The organism is Enterobacter sp. DVT3837, assembly GCF_056238685.1.
The window spans coordinates 2,897,708-2,912,216 of sequence record NZ_JBWDLA010000001.1; the positions used below are offsets into that span (position 1 = coordinate 2,897,708).

A 14,509-nucleotide genomic window follows, 5' to 3' on the forward strand; every position below is an offset into this window, starting at 1 on the left:
GGTGTGGAATCAGGCGGTAAGACGGTTTGCGTCTTGCGCGATGACCAGCTCTTCGTTAGTTGGGATAACGATAGCCGGGCGGGTGCCTTCTTTGTTGATGAAGCCAGACTTGCCGAAACGGGCAGCCAGGTTACGCTCGTGATCAACGTCGAAGCCCAGAACGCCCAGTTTGCCCAGGGACAGTTCACGCACCATTGCCGCGTTCTCACCGATACCACCGGTGAAGATAACTGCGTCCAGACGGCCTTCCATCAGCGCAGTGTAAGAGCCGATGTACTTCGCCAGACGGTGGCAGTAAACGTCCATTGCACGTTTAGCGTCTTCTTTTTCTGCGTAGTTGTCTTCAACATAACGGCAGTCGCTGGTCACTTCGGTCAGTCCCAGCAGGCCAGACTCTTTGGTCAGCATCTTGTTGATCTGATCAACGCTCATGCCCAGAGTGTCGTGCAGGTGGAAGATAATCGCCGGGTCGATATCACCGGAACGTGTACCCATCACCAGACCTTCCAGTGGGGTCAGACCCATGGAGGTATCAACGCATTTACCGTTGCGGATAGCAGAAACAGAACCACCGTTGCCCAGGTGGCAAGTGATGATGTTCAGCTCTTCAACTGGCTTGTTCAGTACTTTTGCCGCTTCCTGAGTCACATAGAAGTGGCTGGTGCCGTGCGCGCCGTAGCGACGAACACCGTGCTCTTTGTACAGGCTGTATGGCAGGGCATAGAGGTAAGACTCTTCCGGCATGGTCTGATGGAACGCGGTGTCAAACACGGCCACGTTTTTATCTTTCAGATTCGGGAAGGATTTCAGCGCTTCAGCGATACCGATCAGATGCGCCGGGTTGTGCAGCGGTGCAAACGAGGCAGCATCTTTGATGCCCTGAATAACAGAGTCGTCGATCACGACGGAGCTGGTGTATTTTTCGCCGCCGTGGACGATACGGTGACCAATCGCAGTCAGCTGAGCAGACAGTTCTGGTTTTTGTGCCAGAATAGTGTTAACGATAAAGTTCAGCGCTTCACTGTGAGCGGCGCCTGCACCTAAAGCCGCTTCTTGTTTGCTGCCGTCCATCTTCCACTTGATACGTGCTTCAGGCAGATGGAAACATTCGGCCAAACCAGAGAGGTATTCGTCACCGTTGAGCGCATCGATGATGGCGAATTTCAGTGAGGAGCTACCGCAGTTCAGAACCAGTACTAACTTACTCGACATGGAAGTACCTATTATTGATACGTGGCTAAAAAAACGTCAGTGAGTCTAACAGCGTAACGCATGATGACTCAGACATTTATGATTAACATCATGCCAAACGAACATTCTGGCATGATGAAAGAAATACCTATGATTTTATGCCATTTTGAACATTTTTCAGACAATGGCATAATATGCGATAATTTGACGAGTTAATGATTCTCGTCTATGGCCCTATCAGGCTGGCACAGGATACCCGATACGGGGTAGGGATGACAAAATATTTTGAACGTTGTCATCGCCTGTTGTGGTTTTGCACGAAAATTTTAAATTTTATATGTGAAGTTGAGGTACAGCCATGTCGACACCAGAGAACCCGACCGTAAATTTCTTTAGTCTGTTTCGTCGGGGACAGCATTACGCAAAGACGTGGCCGATGGAAAAGCGTCTTGCACCCATGTTTATAGAGAATCGTACCATCCGCGCAACGCGCTATGCGATTCGATTTATGCCTCCCGTCGCTATCTTTACCCTGTGCTGGCAAATCGCGTTGGGCGGTCAGCTTGGTCCGGCGGTCGCGACGGCGCTTTTCGCGTTAAGTCTGCCAATGCAGGGGCTCTGGTGGTTAGGTAAACGCTCCATCACACCGCTTCCGCCTTCTATTTTACACTGGTTTTATGAAGTTCGCGGAAAACTGGAAGAGGCAGGCCAGGCGCTTGCCCCGGTCGAAGGCAAGCCGGATTACCAGGCGCTGGCCGACACGCTTAAGCGAGCTTTTAAGCAACTTGATAAAACATTCCTCGATGATTTGTGATTGATCATCGAAACGACTATTAAAAGAAGGCACAGTAACAATCAGTTACCGTGTCTTTTTTTTAAGTGCAATGCGCTACAGGAGTCGAAAGATGGAAATGACCCATGCTCAACGTCTGATTTTGTCTAACCAGTACAAGATGATGACTATGCTTGATCCCGATAACGCTGCGCGCTACAGCCGCCTGCAGACCATCGTCGAACGCGGCTTTGGTTTGCAAATGCGCGAACTGGATCGCGAGTTTGGTGAGCTGAAAGAAGAAACCTGCCGCATCGTGATCGACATTATGGAGATGTATCACGCCCTGCATGTGTCCTGGACGAATCTTAAAGATCAGCAGTCCATTGACGAGCGCCGTGTCACCTTCTTAGGCTTTGATGCTGCTACAGAAGCGCGTTATCTGAGCTATGTTCGCTTTATGGTGAATACCGAGGGGCGTTATACCCACTTTGATGCGGGCACTCACGGCTTCAACGCGCAGACCCCAATGTGGGATAAATACCAGCGCATGTTGAGCGCGTGGCACGGCTGTCCGCGCCAGTACCATTTAAGCAGCAACGAAATTCAACAAATCATTAATGCCTGACGGAGGTGCGTGTGCAGTGTAGAGGTTTTCTGTTTGATCTGGACGGTACGCTGGTGGATTCGCTGCCGGTTGTGGAGCGCTCCTGGTGCCATTGGGCTGACAGACATGGCATCGACCATCAGGACGTGCTGAATTTTATCCATGGCAAACAGGCCATAACCTCGCTAAGGCACTTCCTGGCCGGACGCTCTGAGGACGACATTCAGGCGGAGTTCAAATACCTGGAACACATTGAAGCCACCGATACGGACGGCATCACTGCATTACCAGGGGCACGCGAACTGCTTGAGCATCTGAACGAGGCACAGATCCCATGGGCGATTGTCACCTCCGGTTCCGTGCCGGTTGCTCACGCCCGACACAAGGCGGCAGGTCTGCCAACGCCCGAAGTGTTTATCACGGCGGAGCGCGTTAAGCGCGGAAAACCTGAACCCGACGCTTTTTTACTGGGTGCTGAATTGCTGGGGCTCGCTCCGGCAGAGTGTGTAGTGGTCGAAGATGCAGCAGCAGGTGTCCTTGCCGGGTTAAACGCCGGTAGCCACGTTATCGCCGTCAACGTTCCGACGGGCTCCCCCCGGCTGAGTGAAGCGGACTTTGTACTTGATTCTTTGACGGCACTGGCTGTTTCAAAAGCACCAGATGGCGTTGTAACAGTCTCGCTGAAAATGTAATCCCATGATATAGCCCCACCTTGTTGGGGCTTTTTTATGGTAAAAAATTCTCATCTCCCACTGACAAGGACATGTTGTGAACGGTGAACTGATTTGGGTCCTTAGCCTGCTTTTAATCGCCATCATTCTTTTCGCCACGGGCAAGGTGCGTATGGATGCGGTCGCCTTGTTTATCATCGTTGCTTTTGTGCTGAGCGGTACGCTCACGCTGCCGGAAGCCTTCTCCGGGTTTAGCGATCCCAACGTCATTCTGATTGCCGCCCTGTTTATTATTGGCGATGGACTGGTGCGTACCGGCGTAGCGACCATCATGGGAGCATGGCTGGTGAAGGTGGCCGGTAGCAGTGAAACAAAGATGTTGATCTATCTGATGCTGACCGTCGCCGGGCTGGGGGCGTTTATGAGCTCAACGGGCGTGGTGGCGATTTTTATCCCGGTGGTGCTGAGTGTTTCCATGCGGATGCAGACCTCGCCGTCGCGCCTGATGATGCCTCTGAGTTTTGCGGGTTTGATCAGCGGTATGATGACGCTGGTGGCAACGCCGCCAAACCTGGTTGTTAACAGCGAGCTGATCCGGGAAGGATTCCAGGGGTTCAGTTTTTTCAGCGTCACCCCGCTTGGGTTGGTCATTCTTCTGTTGGGCGTGGTCTACATGCTGCTGACCCGTTTTGCTCTGAAAGGGGAAAAGCAGGATAAAACCAAAGAAGGCTGGAAGCGACGTACCTTCCGCGATCTGATCAAAGAGTACCGCCTCACAGGGCGTGCGCGCCGTCTGGCCATTCGCCCCGGTTCGCCGATGGTTGGGCAGCGGCTTGACGACCTGAGGCTGCGTGAACGTTATGGCGCGAATGTGATCGGTGTAGAGCGCTGGCGTCGTTTTCGCCGGGTTATCGTCAACGTTAACGGGGTTTCGGAATTCCGTGCGCGGGATGTCCTGCTGATTGATATGTCCACCGCAGATGTGGATCTGCGTGAATTCTGTAGCGAGCAAATGCTGGAGCCGATGGTACTGCGCGGAGAGTATTTCTCAGACCAGGCGCTCGATGTCGGCATGGCCGAAGTGTCGCTGATCCCGGAATCGGAATTACTGGGTAAAACCGTGCGCGAAATCGGTTTCCGAACCCGCTATGGTTTAAACGTGGTGGGATTGAAGCGTGATGGCGTCGCGATAGATGGGGCCGTCGTGGATGAGCCTATCCAGTTGGGGGATATTTTTCTGGTCGTCGGTAACTGGAAGCTCATCAGCCAGCTCGGGCAAAAAGGGCGTGATTTTGTGGTGCTCAACATGCCAGTTGAGGAGAGCGATGCCTCTCCGGCCCACAGTCAGGCTCCCCACGCCATTTTTTGTCTGGTGCTAATGGTCGCGCTGATGCTGACCGATGAAATACCTAACCCTGTGGCGGCGATTATTGCCTGTTTACTGATGGGAAAATTCCGCTGTATTGACGCCGAAAGTGCGTATAAAGCGATTCACTGGCCGAGCATTATTCTCATCGTCGGGATGATGCCCTTCGCCCTGGCGCTGCAAAAAACCGGCGGGGTAGATCTGATCGTTAAAGGTTTGATGGACGTTGGCGGCGGGTATGGGCCGTACATGATGATGGTCTGCCTGTTTATTATGTGCGCCACCATCGGTCTGTTTATCTCAAACACCGCGACGGCGGTATTGATGGCGCCGATTGCGCTGGCGATGGCGAAATCCATGGGCGTGTCGCCGTATCCCTTTGCGATGATGGTGGCGATGGCGGCATCAGCAGCGTTTATGACGCCAGTCTCTTCACCGGTCAATACCCTGGTACTGGGGCCGGGGAACTACCGATTCAGCGATTTTGTGAAACTGGGCGTGCCGTTCACCGTGCTGGTGATGCTGGTGTGCGTGGTATTGATACCGGTCCTGTTCCCGTTCTGAGAATTTTGCCGGGTAAGGCGAAGCCGCCACCCGGCAAAAGTTACAACGGCGAATCCTGGCTAATCTCGTCCAGCGATAAATGGAAGCTCGGTACAAACACCTGCATAAAATAATCCATCTCTTCGCTGCGGCGGGATTCAAGCGTTTTCTCCAGACGCGTTTTCGCCAGTAAAAATTCGTTGTTTCCTGCAGAGAGTTCTTCCAGACACTTCAGGTAGGCGCATAGCGCGTCGGCCTGTTTGACCAGCGACTTTTCATCTTCCGTGTACTGATGCTCATCGATTAGTGGCTCAAAGATATCGCGTAACTCCTCAGGCACCATATCGATCAGCTTCTGCTGGGCAATTTTCTCGATGGCCTTATATTCCTGCGCAATCTGTGAGTTGAAATATTTCACCGGCGTAGGCAGATCGCCGGTCAGCACTTCAGACGCGTCATGGTACATCGCCAGCAGGGCAATGCGTTCCGCGTTGACCAGGCCGTTAAATTTGCGGTTCTTAATGGCGGCCAGCGCGTGAGCAACCATGGCAACCTGCAAACTGTGCTCCGATACATTCTCAGTGCGCACGTTGCGCATCAGCGGCCAGCGGTTGATGAGTTTCAGGCGGGAGAGGTGGGCAAAGAAATGACTCTGACTCATAAGGTACCTTTTGTCTTCACTGCGACAGACTTCATTGTGCGGGGAGGGGAGGGAAGATGCAAATCAGGCTACCGAGGTAGCCTGATTTTTAAGATTACTGATGATAGCCGGAAAGGAATCGCCCGAATCTGCTGATGGCCATTTCGAGATCGTCTTCGCGCGGCAGCGTGACTATACGCACGTGATCCGGCCACGGCCAGTTAAACGCCGTTCCCTGAACCAGCAGCACTTTTTCCTGTAACAGGAAATCAAGCACCATTTTCTGGTCGTCATGAATATTGAAGCGCTTCGCGTCAATTTTCGGGAACATATAGAGCGCGCCATTCGGCTTCACGCACGAAACGCCAGGGATGTCGTTGATCAGTTCCCATGCGCGGTTACGCTGTTCGTACAGACGACCGCCAGGGACAATAAACTCACTGATGCTCTGATAGCCACCGAGCGCCGTCTGGATCGCGTGCTGCGCCGGTACGTTGGCACATAAACGCATGGAGGCCAGCATCTCCAGCCCTTCAATATAGCCTTTGGCGTGTTTTTTCGGGCCGTTCAATACCATCCAGCCCTGACGGAAACCGGCCACTCGGTAGGTTTTAGACAGACCGTTAAAGGTCACGGTCAGCAAGTCTGGTGCCAGCGCGGCGATAGAGTGATGCTGCGCCGCGTCGTACAGGATCTTGTCGTAAATTTCGTCGGCAAAGATGATCAGGTTGTGCTGACGGGCGATCTCGACGATCTCCATCAGGAGTTCTTTGGAATAGACCGCACCCGTAGGGTTGTTCGGGTTAATAATCACGATGCCACGCGTACGAGGGGTGATTTTCGCACGAATATCATCGAGATCCGGGAACCAGTCAGAAGACTCGTCGCACAGGTAGTGCACCGCTTTCCCACCGGACAATGATACGGCTGCCGTCCAAAGCGGGTAGTCCGGCGCAGGTACCAGCATCTCGTCGCCGCTGTTCAGCAGCGCCTGCATCGCCTGCACGATCAGTTCAGAGACGCCGTTACCAATATAGATATCTTCAACGGTAACATCACGCATACCGCGAGCCTGATAGTGCTGCATGATAGCTTTACGCGCGGAGTAAAGTCCTTTTGAATCGCAATAGCCTTGTGCGGTGGGTAGGTTGCGGATCACATCAACCAGAATTTCATCCGGCGCTTCAAAACCAAATGGCGCAGGGTTACCAATGTTGAGTTTAAGAACCTTATTGCCTTCTTCTTCCAGGCGTTTTGCCTCTTTCAGAACCGGGCCACGGATGTCATAACAGACGTTATCTAGCTTGCTGGATTTTTCGATAGGGGACATGAACCTTAACCTTTTTGCTATTATTGCCACTCCCTGCCGTGGAAGTTAGCACGGAATAATGTACTCCCCCCTCGCTTCGTTTTGAAGGGTGTGCAGTAGAAGATTTTGTGAAGAGAGCAAAAGTCTGGTGAATCTATTTCGCTATAGATGTGCCTCTTTACTGTCTTAAAGTTATGCGCACAGCACATGCTTAGGTTAATTGTACTGTTCATTTGGAAAAATGCTGTATATTGTGCTGGCGAAAATAACTGGCGAGCGGCTCCGAGTGGGAAGTCACGCTGCGTGACTTTTCGTAAAACCTGAATGCTTGCTACATTTGACCGTAATAGCATGATGTGGCTAAAAGTTACTCATGTGAAATTAATGTTAAGCATTATTAATGAAAGACCTTAATCTAAATTAAAATTTATTTATTATTAACGAACAAAATGCAACTTTAGTTAATATTAATAAAATCAGTTTAGAAGGTTAACAACCCGTTTTAATCCGCAATATTGCAATAAGACTTATAAATAAAGTGGATTTGGGTTAAGATGTCTTTCAGGAAAGCAGGCAACAGATGCATATGTTTTGTTTATCTGGAACTGCTTATCTGAATTAATTGATTGTTATTGTTGGAGTTATCTCTGGCTGGGATGTGTCGAACATTTCCCGCTACGTTGACAGCGCTGCGATATAGATGGCAGAAAAGGTGTTGTACCTTTAATGTAATTTACATAACCCTGCGAACATCTAAATATCCTGAACGTTTAAGAGAATAAAAATAACGTCATGAAACGTGCTTTCTGACTGTTGATATAAAGCAGCACAATAACTATCTGTCAGGCAGTCTGCCGGGCCGGGATGCGAGGGAAAACCTTCAGAGGGAATTGCTTAACTGTTACACACAGCTTCAACCCGGGCAGCTCCGCACGAGCAACCTGAAAGTGAATAGATATGATAAATGCAAATCGTCCGATAATGAATCTCGACCTCGATCTGCTGAGAACGTTTGTTGCGGTCGCCGATCTCAACACTTTTGCAGCTGCTGCTGCCGCCGTTTGCCGAACCCAGTCCGCCGTTAGCCAGCAAATGCAGCGGCTGGAGCAACTGGTTGGTAAAGAGCTTTTTGCCCGTCATGGGCGTAATAAGCTCTTAACGGAACACGGTATTCAGCTTCTGGGTTATGCCAGGAAAATTCTTCGCTTTAATGATGAAGCATGTATGTCATTAATGTTTAGCAACCTCCAGGGGGTGTTAACCTTAGGGGCATCTGATGAGTCAGCAGATACGATATTGCCGTTCCTTCTCAATCGAATTAGTTCGGTTTATCCGAAGCTTGCGCTGGATGTGAGCGTAAAACGCAATGCCTTTATGGTTGAGATGTTAGATGAGAAAAAGGTCGACCTGGTGGTCACCACGCATCGTCCCGGGCAGTTTGATTGCCTGACGTTGCGTACATCGCCAACGCACTGGTATTGCGCAGCAGAATATGTGCTGCAAAAAGGGGAGCCTGTTCCACTGGTTTTACTGGATGACCCAAGTCCTTTCCGCGATATGGTGCTGACGGCGTTAAATGAAGCCAATATTCCGTGGCGTTTAGCGTATGTGGCTTCCACGTTGCCAGCGGTTCGCGCTGCTGTGAAAGCAGGGCTTGGCGTAACGGCACGCCCGGTAGAGATGATGAGCCCTGATCTGCGTGTGTTGGGTAAGTCTGATGGTCTTCCGGTGTTGCCCGATACGGAATATCTGCTTTGCCACAACTCGTCCACCCATAACGAGCTGGCGAAAGTGGTGTTCGAGGCAATGGAAAACTACCATAACCCGTGGCAGTTCGAACACGTTACCTCCGAAGGGGGGGATGATTCCCTGATCGTTGAAGGTGATTTTGAGTGATCAATAGCTCAAAATTCTGGTAACAAAATGTAAGTGTAAAAAAAAGCCGCTCATGCCATTTTCGCATGCAGTGGCTTTTTTTTGGCAATAATACCCGCTTATGGCGCATGGATTTTCAGGATACTCTCTATTTATCAATAAGCTAAATGCTTTTGCTTAAAACTTGTCCGTTTCCCGTTCTAACTTCATCCACATCTCTCTCATGTTAAAAAAACAGGAAATATGTTGCCGTTTTTCCGGTTGAATTAACAAAAGCGTGTCGCAGATCAAGAAAATACTCCTATTTGGGGGGAGGAATCGCTGGCAAATCCTGTCAAAATAGGAGGGTTATTTTTTTTACTTCCGAAACGGACACGATTCAACAACATACATTTGACGGAAAGTCATGCACCCACCAGGGTTAAAGGGCACCAAATGTTAATGAGAATCGCTCGATGTAATTTAATGTGAAGAAACCTTTGTTAAAGTTGACAATAGGTTATAGAAAGGAGTAAAAAACCCCATCATTTTGCTGTCTCCGTCTCATTTCTGACAGTTAGTGTAAGGTTATTTGTTCCTCCCCATGAATCGATGTGATGCCCATCTGCCAGCAAGAGCAGTGTCGTAGGTATCACTTTTGATGAGTAAGCAATGAGTATGTCAACATCCACAGAAGTCATCGCTCATCACTGGGCATTCGCAATCTTTCTTATTGTAGCCATTGGCCTGTGCTGCCTGATGTTAGTCGGCGGCTGGTTCCTGGGCGGTCGCGCCCGTGCAAGGCACAAAAACACACCTTTCGAATCAGGTATTGATTCAGTAGGTTCCGCTCGCTTACGCCTGTCTGCCAAGTTCTATCTGGTAGCCATGTTCTTCGTCATCTTTGACGTGGAAGCGCTTTACCTTTTCGCATGGTCAACGTCCATCCGCGAAAGTGGTTGGGTGGGCTTTGTCGAGGCCGCAATTTTCATTTTAGTGCTACTGGCCGGTCTGGTTTATCTGGTGCGCATTGGCGCGCTTGACTGGACGCCTGCGCGTTCACGTCGTGAACACATCAACCCGGAAAACAGTATCTCTAATCGTCAGCAGTAACAGCGAGGCAATAAGATGGATTATACGCTCACCCGCATAGATCCTAACGGTGAGAATGACCGTTACCCCCTGCAAAAACAGGAGATCGTAACCGACCCCCTGGAGCAAGAAGTCAATAAAAGCGTGTACATGGGCAAACTCGAGCATGCCATGCACGATATGGTCAACTGGGGTCGTAAGAACTCCATCTGGCCTTACAACTTTGGCCTTTCTTGCTGCTACGTTGAAATGGTGACGTCATTCACTGCGGTGCATGACGTTGCGCGTTTTGGGGCAGAGGTACTGCGTGCTTCCCCACGTCAGGCTGACCTGATGGTGGTAGCCGGTACGTGCTTTACCAAGATGGCACCTGTTATTCAGCGTCTTTATGACCAGATGCTGGAGCCAAAATGGGTAATCTCCATGGGCGCATGTGCAAACTCTGGCGGTATGTACGACATCTATTCCGTCGTGCAGGGCGTAGATAAATTTATCCCAGTGGATGTGTACATCCCGGGTTGTCCGCCACGCCCGGAAGCCTACATGCAGGCGCTGATGCTGCTGCAGGAGTCTATCGGTAAAGAACGTCGCCCACTGTCGTGGGTTGTTGGCGATCAGGGTGTGTATCGCGCGAACATGCAGTCTGAGCGCGAGCGTAAACGTGGTGAACGTATTGCCGTCACCAATCTGCGTACGCCTGACGAAATTTAATTTGCGCCTGTAGGCCTGGAGAACACCTTCGCATATCACTACTCAAATAGCGCGAAGCCAGGCTCAACAGTCACCACGGACCATTTGCAATGGTGAACAATATGACCGACTTAACCGCGCAAGAAGCCGCCTGGCAGACACGGGATCATCTGGATGACCCAGTCATTGGCGAACTGCGCAACCGTTTTGGGCCGGATGCCTTTACTGTTCAGGCTACCCGCACCGGGGTACCCGTTGTTTGGGTGAAGCGTGAGCAATTACTGGAAGTTGTCGATTTCCTCAAGAAATTGCCAAAACCGTACGTCATGCTGTTTGACTTACACGGCATGGATGAACGTCTGCGTACCCACCGCCAGGGCCTCCCTGCTGCGGATTTTTCCGTTTTCTACCACCTGATCTCAATAGACCGCAATACGGATATCATGCTCAAGGTGGCATTGTCTGAAAACGACATGCATCTGCCGACGATCACCAAACTTTTCCCGAACGCCAACTGGTATGAGCGTGAAACCTGGGAAATGTTCGGCATGACCTTCGATGGCCACCCGCACCTGACGCGCATCATGATGCCGCATACCTGGACTGGCCACCCGCTGCGTAAAGACTACCCGGCACGTGCCACCGAATTCGATCCGTTTGAGCTGACCAAAGCCAAGCAGGATCTGGAGATGGAAGCGCTGACCTTCAAGCCGGAAGACTGGGGCATGAAGCGCGGTACCGACAACGAGGACTTCATGTTCCTTAACCTCGGTCCGAACCACCCGTCTGCGCACGGTGCATTCCGTATTATTCTTCAGCTTGACGGCGAAGAGATTGTCGACTGCGTGCCTGACATCGGCTACCACCACCGTGGTGCTGAGAAGATGGGTGAGCGTCAGTCCTGGCACAGCTACATTCCGTATACCGACCGTATCGAATATCTCGGCGGCTGCGTAAACGAAATGCCATACGTGCTGGCCGTTGAGAAACTGGCGGGTATCGTTACGCCGGATCGCGTTAACGTGATCCGCGTTATGCTGTCCGAGCTGTTCCGTATCAACAGCCACCTGCTGTACATCTCTACGTTCATTCAGGACGTGGGTGCGATGACTCCGGTCTTCTTCGCCTTTACCGACCGTCAGAAAATCTACGATCTGGTTGAAGCAATTACCGGTTTCCGTATGCACCCTGCCTGGTTCCGTATTGGCGGTGTGGCACACGATCTGCCGCGCGGCTGGGACCGTCTGCTGCGTGAATTCCTCGACTGGATGCCAAAACGTCTGGCCTCTTACGAGAAAGCCGCACTGCGTAACACCATTCTGAAAGGCCGTTCCCAGGGCGTTGCTGCCTACGGTGCGAAAGAGGCGCTGGAGTGGGGTACGACAGGTGCAGGTCTGCGTGCGACCGGTATTGATTTCGACGTGCGTAAAGCCCGTCCTTACTCTGGCTATGAGAACTTCGACTTTGAAGTCCCGGTTGGCGGCGGCGTTTCCGACTGCTACACCCGCGTGATGCTGAAAGTGGAAGAGTTGCGCCAGAGTCTGCGCATTCTTGAGCAGTGCCTCAACAACATGCCGGAAGGCCCGTTCAAAGCGGATCACCCGCTGACGACGCCGCCGCCGAAAGAGCGCACGCTGCAACATATCGAAACCCTGATCACCCACTTCCTGCAGGTTTCCTGGGGCCCGGTCATGCCGGCACAAGAATCCTTCCAGATGATTGAAGCGACCAAGGGTATTAACAGTTACTACCTGACCAGTGACGGCAGCACCATGAGCTACCGTACCCGCGTGCGTACGCCGAGTTTTGCGCATCTGCAGCAGATCCCGTCCGCCATCCGCGGCAGTCTGGTCTCCGACCTGATTGTGTATCTGGGTAGTATCGATTTTGTTATGTCAGATGTGGACCGCTAATTATGCACGAAAATCAACAACCACAGACCGAGGCTTTTGAGCTGAGTGAAGCAGAGCGTGCCGCCATTGAGCACGAGATGCACCACTACGAAGACCCGCGTGCGGCGTCCATTGAAGCGCTGAAAATCGTACAGAAACAGCGTGGTTGGGTGCCGGATGGGGCGATCTATGAGATCGCAAAAGTGCTGGGTATTCCGGCCAGTGACGTAGAAGGCGTAGCCACGTTTTACAGCCAGATCTTCCGTCAGCCGGTAGGCCGCCATGTGATCCGCTATTGTGACAGCGTCGTTTGTCACATTACCGGTTATCAGGGCATTCAGGCAGCAATTGAGAAGAAGCTCAATATCAAGCCGGGCCAGACCACGTTCGATGGTCGCTTTACTCTGCTGCCAACCTGCTGCCTGGGTAACTGCGACAAGGGGCCGACCATGATGATTGATGAGGACACTCACAGCCATCTGACGCCGGAAGCCATTCCTGACCTGCTGGAGCAGTACAAATGAAAACGGTAATTCGTACTGCTGAGACCCATCCGCTGACCTGGCGTCTGCGCGATGACAAACAGCCGGTATGGCTCGACGAATATCAGAGCAAAAACGGCTATGCCGGTGCGCGTAAAGCCCTCGGTGGCATGGCACCGGACGATATCGTTAACGCGGTAAAAGATTCCGGCCTGAAAGGGCGCGGTGGTGCAGGTTTCTCCACGGGTCTGAAGTGGAGCCTGATGCCAAAAGACGAATCCATGAACATCCGTTACCTGCTGTGTAACGCCGATGAAATGGAGCCGGGCACCTATAAAGACCGCCTGCTGATGGAGCAACTGCCGCACCTGCTGGTGGAAGGTATGTTGATCTCCGCGTTCGCGCTGAAAGCGTACCGTGGCTACATCTTCCTGCGTGGTGAGTACATCGAAGCGGCAGAAAACCTGCGTCGCGCGATTGCCGAAGCCACCGAAGCGGGTCTGCTCGGTAAAAATATTCTGGGCACTGGATTTGACTTCGAACTGTTCGTGCACACCGGTGCCGGGCGTTACATCTGCGGTGAAGAAACCGCGCTGATTAACTCCCTGGAAGGTCGTCGTGCGAACCCGCGTTCCAAGCCACCGTTCCCGGCAAGCTCCGGCGTATGGGGTAAACCGACCTGCGTAAACAACGTCGAAACCCTGTGTAACGTTCCGGCAATCCTCGCCAACGGCGTGGAGTGGTATCAGGGCATCTCCTCAAGCAAAGATGCCGGTACCAAGCTGATGGGCTTCTCCGGTCGCGTGAAAAACCCTGGCGTCTGGGAGCTGCCGTTCGGTACCACCGCACGTGAAATTCTTGAAGACTATGCTGGCGGTATGCGTGATGGCCTGAAATTCAAAGCCTGGCAGCCGGGTGGGGCAGGGACAGACTTCCTGACCGAGGCCCACCTTGATCTGCCAATGGAATTCGAAAGCATTGGTAAAGCAGGCAGCCGCCTGGGTACGGCGCTGGCGATGGCCGTCGACCACGAGATCGGCATGGTGTCGCTGGTGCGTAACTTGGAAGAGTTCTTTGCCCGCGAGTCCTGCGGCTGGTGTACACCGTGCCGTGATGGTCTGCCGTGGAGCGTGAAGATCCTGCGTGCTATCGAGCGTGGCGAAGGCCAGCCGGGTGATATTGAGACACTTGAGCAACTGTGTCGATTCCTGGGCCCAGGCAAAACCTTCTGTGCCCACGCACCGGGTGCCGTCGAGCCACTGCAGAGCGCGATTAAATATTTCCGCGACGAATTCGAAGCAGGCATCAAGCAGCCGTTCAGCAATACCCATGCCATTAATGGGATTCAGCCGAACCTGCTGAAAGCGCGCTGGTAAAGACAGAATTTTGATTAACGCTCG

Annotated in this window: 13 protein-coding genes; 10 read left to right on the forward strand and 3 right to left on the reverse strand. The window is 52.1% G+C overall.

The window, feature by feature from the left end; all coding sequences use genetic code 11:
- Positions 1-9: 9 nt before the first annotated feature.
- A complete protein-coding gene (gene ackA / locus AC0XWG_RS14365) occupies positions 10-1,212 on the reverse strand; it encodes an acetate kinase (protein ID WP_028016237.1) in 1,203 nt (400 codons plus the stop codon).
- Positions 1,213-1,549: 337 nt separating this feature from the next.
- Here ackA and yfbV point away from each other — a divergent pair, with 337 nt between their 5' ends.
- The 4 genes from yfbV (at position 1,550) to AC0XWG_RS14385 (ending at position 5,171) form a co-directional block, all read left to right on the forward strand.
- Positions 1,550-2,005, forward strand: a complete 456-nt coding sequence (yfbV, locus tag AC0XWG_RS14370) for a terminus macrodomain insulation protein YfbV (protein ID WP_028016238.1) — start codon at positions 1,550-1,552, stop codon at positions 2,003-2,005.
- A gap of 91 nt (positions 2,006-2,096) precedes the next feature.
- A complete protein-coding gene (locus AC0XWG_RS14375; protein WP_028016239.1) occupies positions 2,097-2,591 on the forward strand; it encodes a YfbU family protein in 495 nt (164 codons plus the stop codon).
- Between the two features lie 11 nt (positions 2,592-2,602).
- Positions 2,603-3,262: a sugar phosphatase gene (locus AC0XWG_RS14380; RefSeq protein WP_049005854.1), complete on the forward strand. Its 660-nt coding sequence runs from the start codon at positions 2,603-2,605 to the stop codon at positions 3,260-3,262.
- A gap of 76 nt (positions 3,263-3,338) precedes the next feature.
- Positions 3,339-5,171, forward strand: a complete 1,833-nt coding sequence (locus AC0XWG_RS14385) for an SLC13 family permease (RefSeq protein ID WP_475680729.1) — start codon at positions 3,339-3,341, stop codon at positions 5,169-5,171.
- A 40-nt stretch (positions 5,172-5,211) separates the two neighbouring features.
- Here the strand turns inward: AC0XWG_RS14385 and yfbR are convergent, their stop codons facing one another.
- Both yfbR and alaA read right to left on the reverse strand, forming a co-directional pair.
- On the reverse strand, positions 5,212-5,811 hold the full coding sequence (gene yfbR / locus AC0XWG_RS14390; RefSeq protein ID WP_475680730.1) for a 5'-deoxynucleotidase: 600 nt from the start codon (positions 5,809-5,811) through the stop codon (positions 5,212-5,214).
- Between the two features lie 94 nt (positions 5,812-5,905).
- Entirely contained in the window at positions 5,906-7,120 is a 1,215-nt protein-coding gene (gene alaA, locus AC0XWG_RS14395) for an alanine transaminase AlaA (protein WP_108090831.1), read from the reverse strand.
- A 936-nt stretch (positions 7,121-8,056) separates the two neighbouring features.
- Here alaA and lrhA point away from each other — a divergent pair.
- The 6 genes from lrhA to nuoF all read left to right on the forward strand — a co-directional run bounded on the left by lrhA (position 8,057) and on the right by nuoF (position 14,485).
- The gene (gene lrhA, locus AC0XWG_RS14400; RefSeq protein ID WP_028016244.1) at positions 8,057-8,995 is read left to right on the forward strand and encodes a transcriptional regulator LrhA; all 939 of its coding nucleotides are present in this window, start codon (positions 8,057-8,059) and stop codon (positions 8,993-8,995) included.
- 630 nt (positions 8,996-9,625) lie between these two features.
- Positions 9,626-10,066, forward strand: coding sequence for an NADH-quinone oxidoreductase subunit NuoA (gene nuoA, locus AC0XWG_RS14405; protein ID WP_014171000.1), 441 nt, complete (start codon positions 9,626-9,628; stop codon positions 10,064-10,066).
- A gap of 15 nt (positions 10,067-10,081) precedes the next feature.
- On the forward strand, positions 10,082-10,756 hold the full coding sequence (nuoB, locus tag AC0XWG_RS14410) for an NADH-quinone oxidoreductase subunit NuoB (RefSeq protein WP_003861482.1): 675 nt from the start codon (positions 10,082-10,084) through the stop codon (positions 10,754-10,756).
- An 89-nt stretch (positions 10,757-10,845) separates the two neighbouring features.
- The gene (gene nuoC, locus AC0XWG_RS14415) at positions 10,846-12,648 is read left to right on the forward strand and encodes an NADH-quinone oxidoreductase subunit C/D (protein ID WP_028016245.1); all 1,803 of its coding nucleotides are present in this window, start codon (positions 10,846-10,848) and stop codon (positions 12,646-12,648) included.
- A gap of 2 nt (positions 12,649-12,650) precedes the next feature.
- Complete coding sequence (nuoE, locus tag AC0XWG_RS14420; protein WP_006176513.1) at positions 12,651-13,151, forward strand: NADH-quinone oxidoreductase subunit NuoE; 501 nt, start codon at positions 12,651-12,653, stop codon at positions 13,149-13,151.
- The gene (nuoF, locus tag AC0XWG_RS14425) at positions 13,148-14,485 is read left to right on the forward strand and encodes an NADH-quinone oxidoreductase subunit NuoF (RefSeq protein ID WP_023312536.1); all 1,338 of its coding nucleotides are present in this window, start codon (positions 13,148-13,150) and stop codon (positions 14,483-14,485) included. The genes nuoE and nuoF overlap by 4 nt, the downstream gene beginning before the upstream one ends.
- Positions 14,486-14,509: the final 24 nt, after the last annotated feature.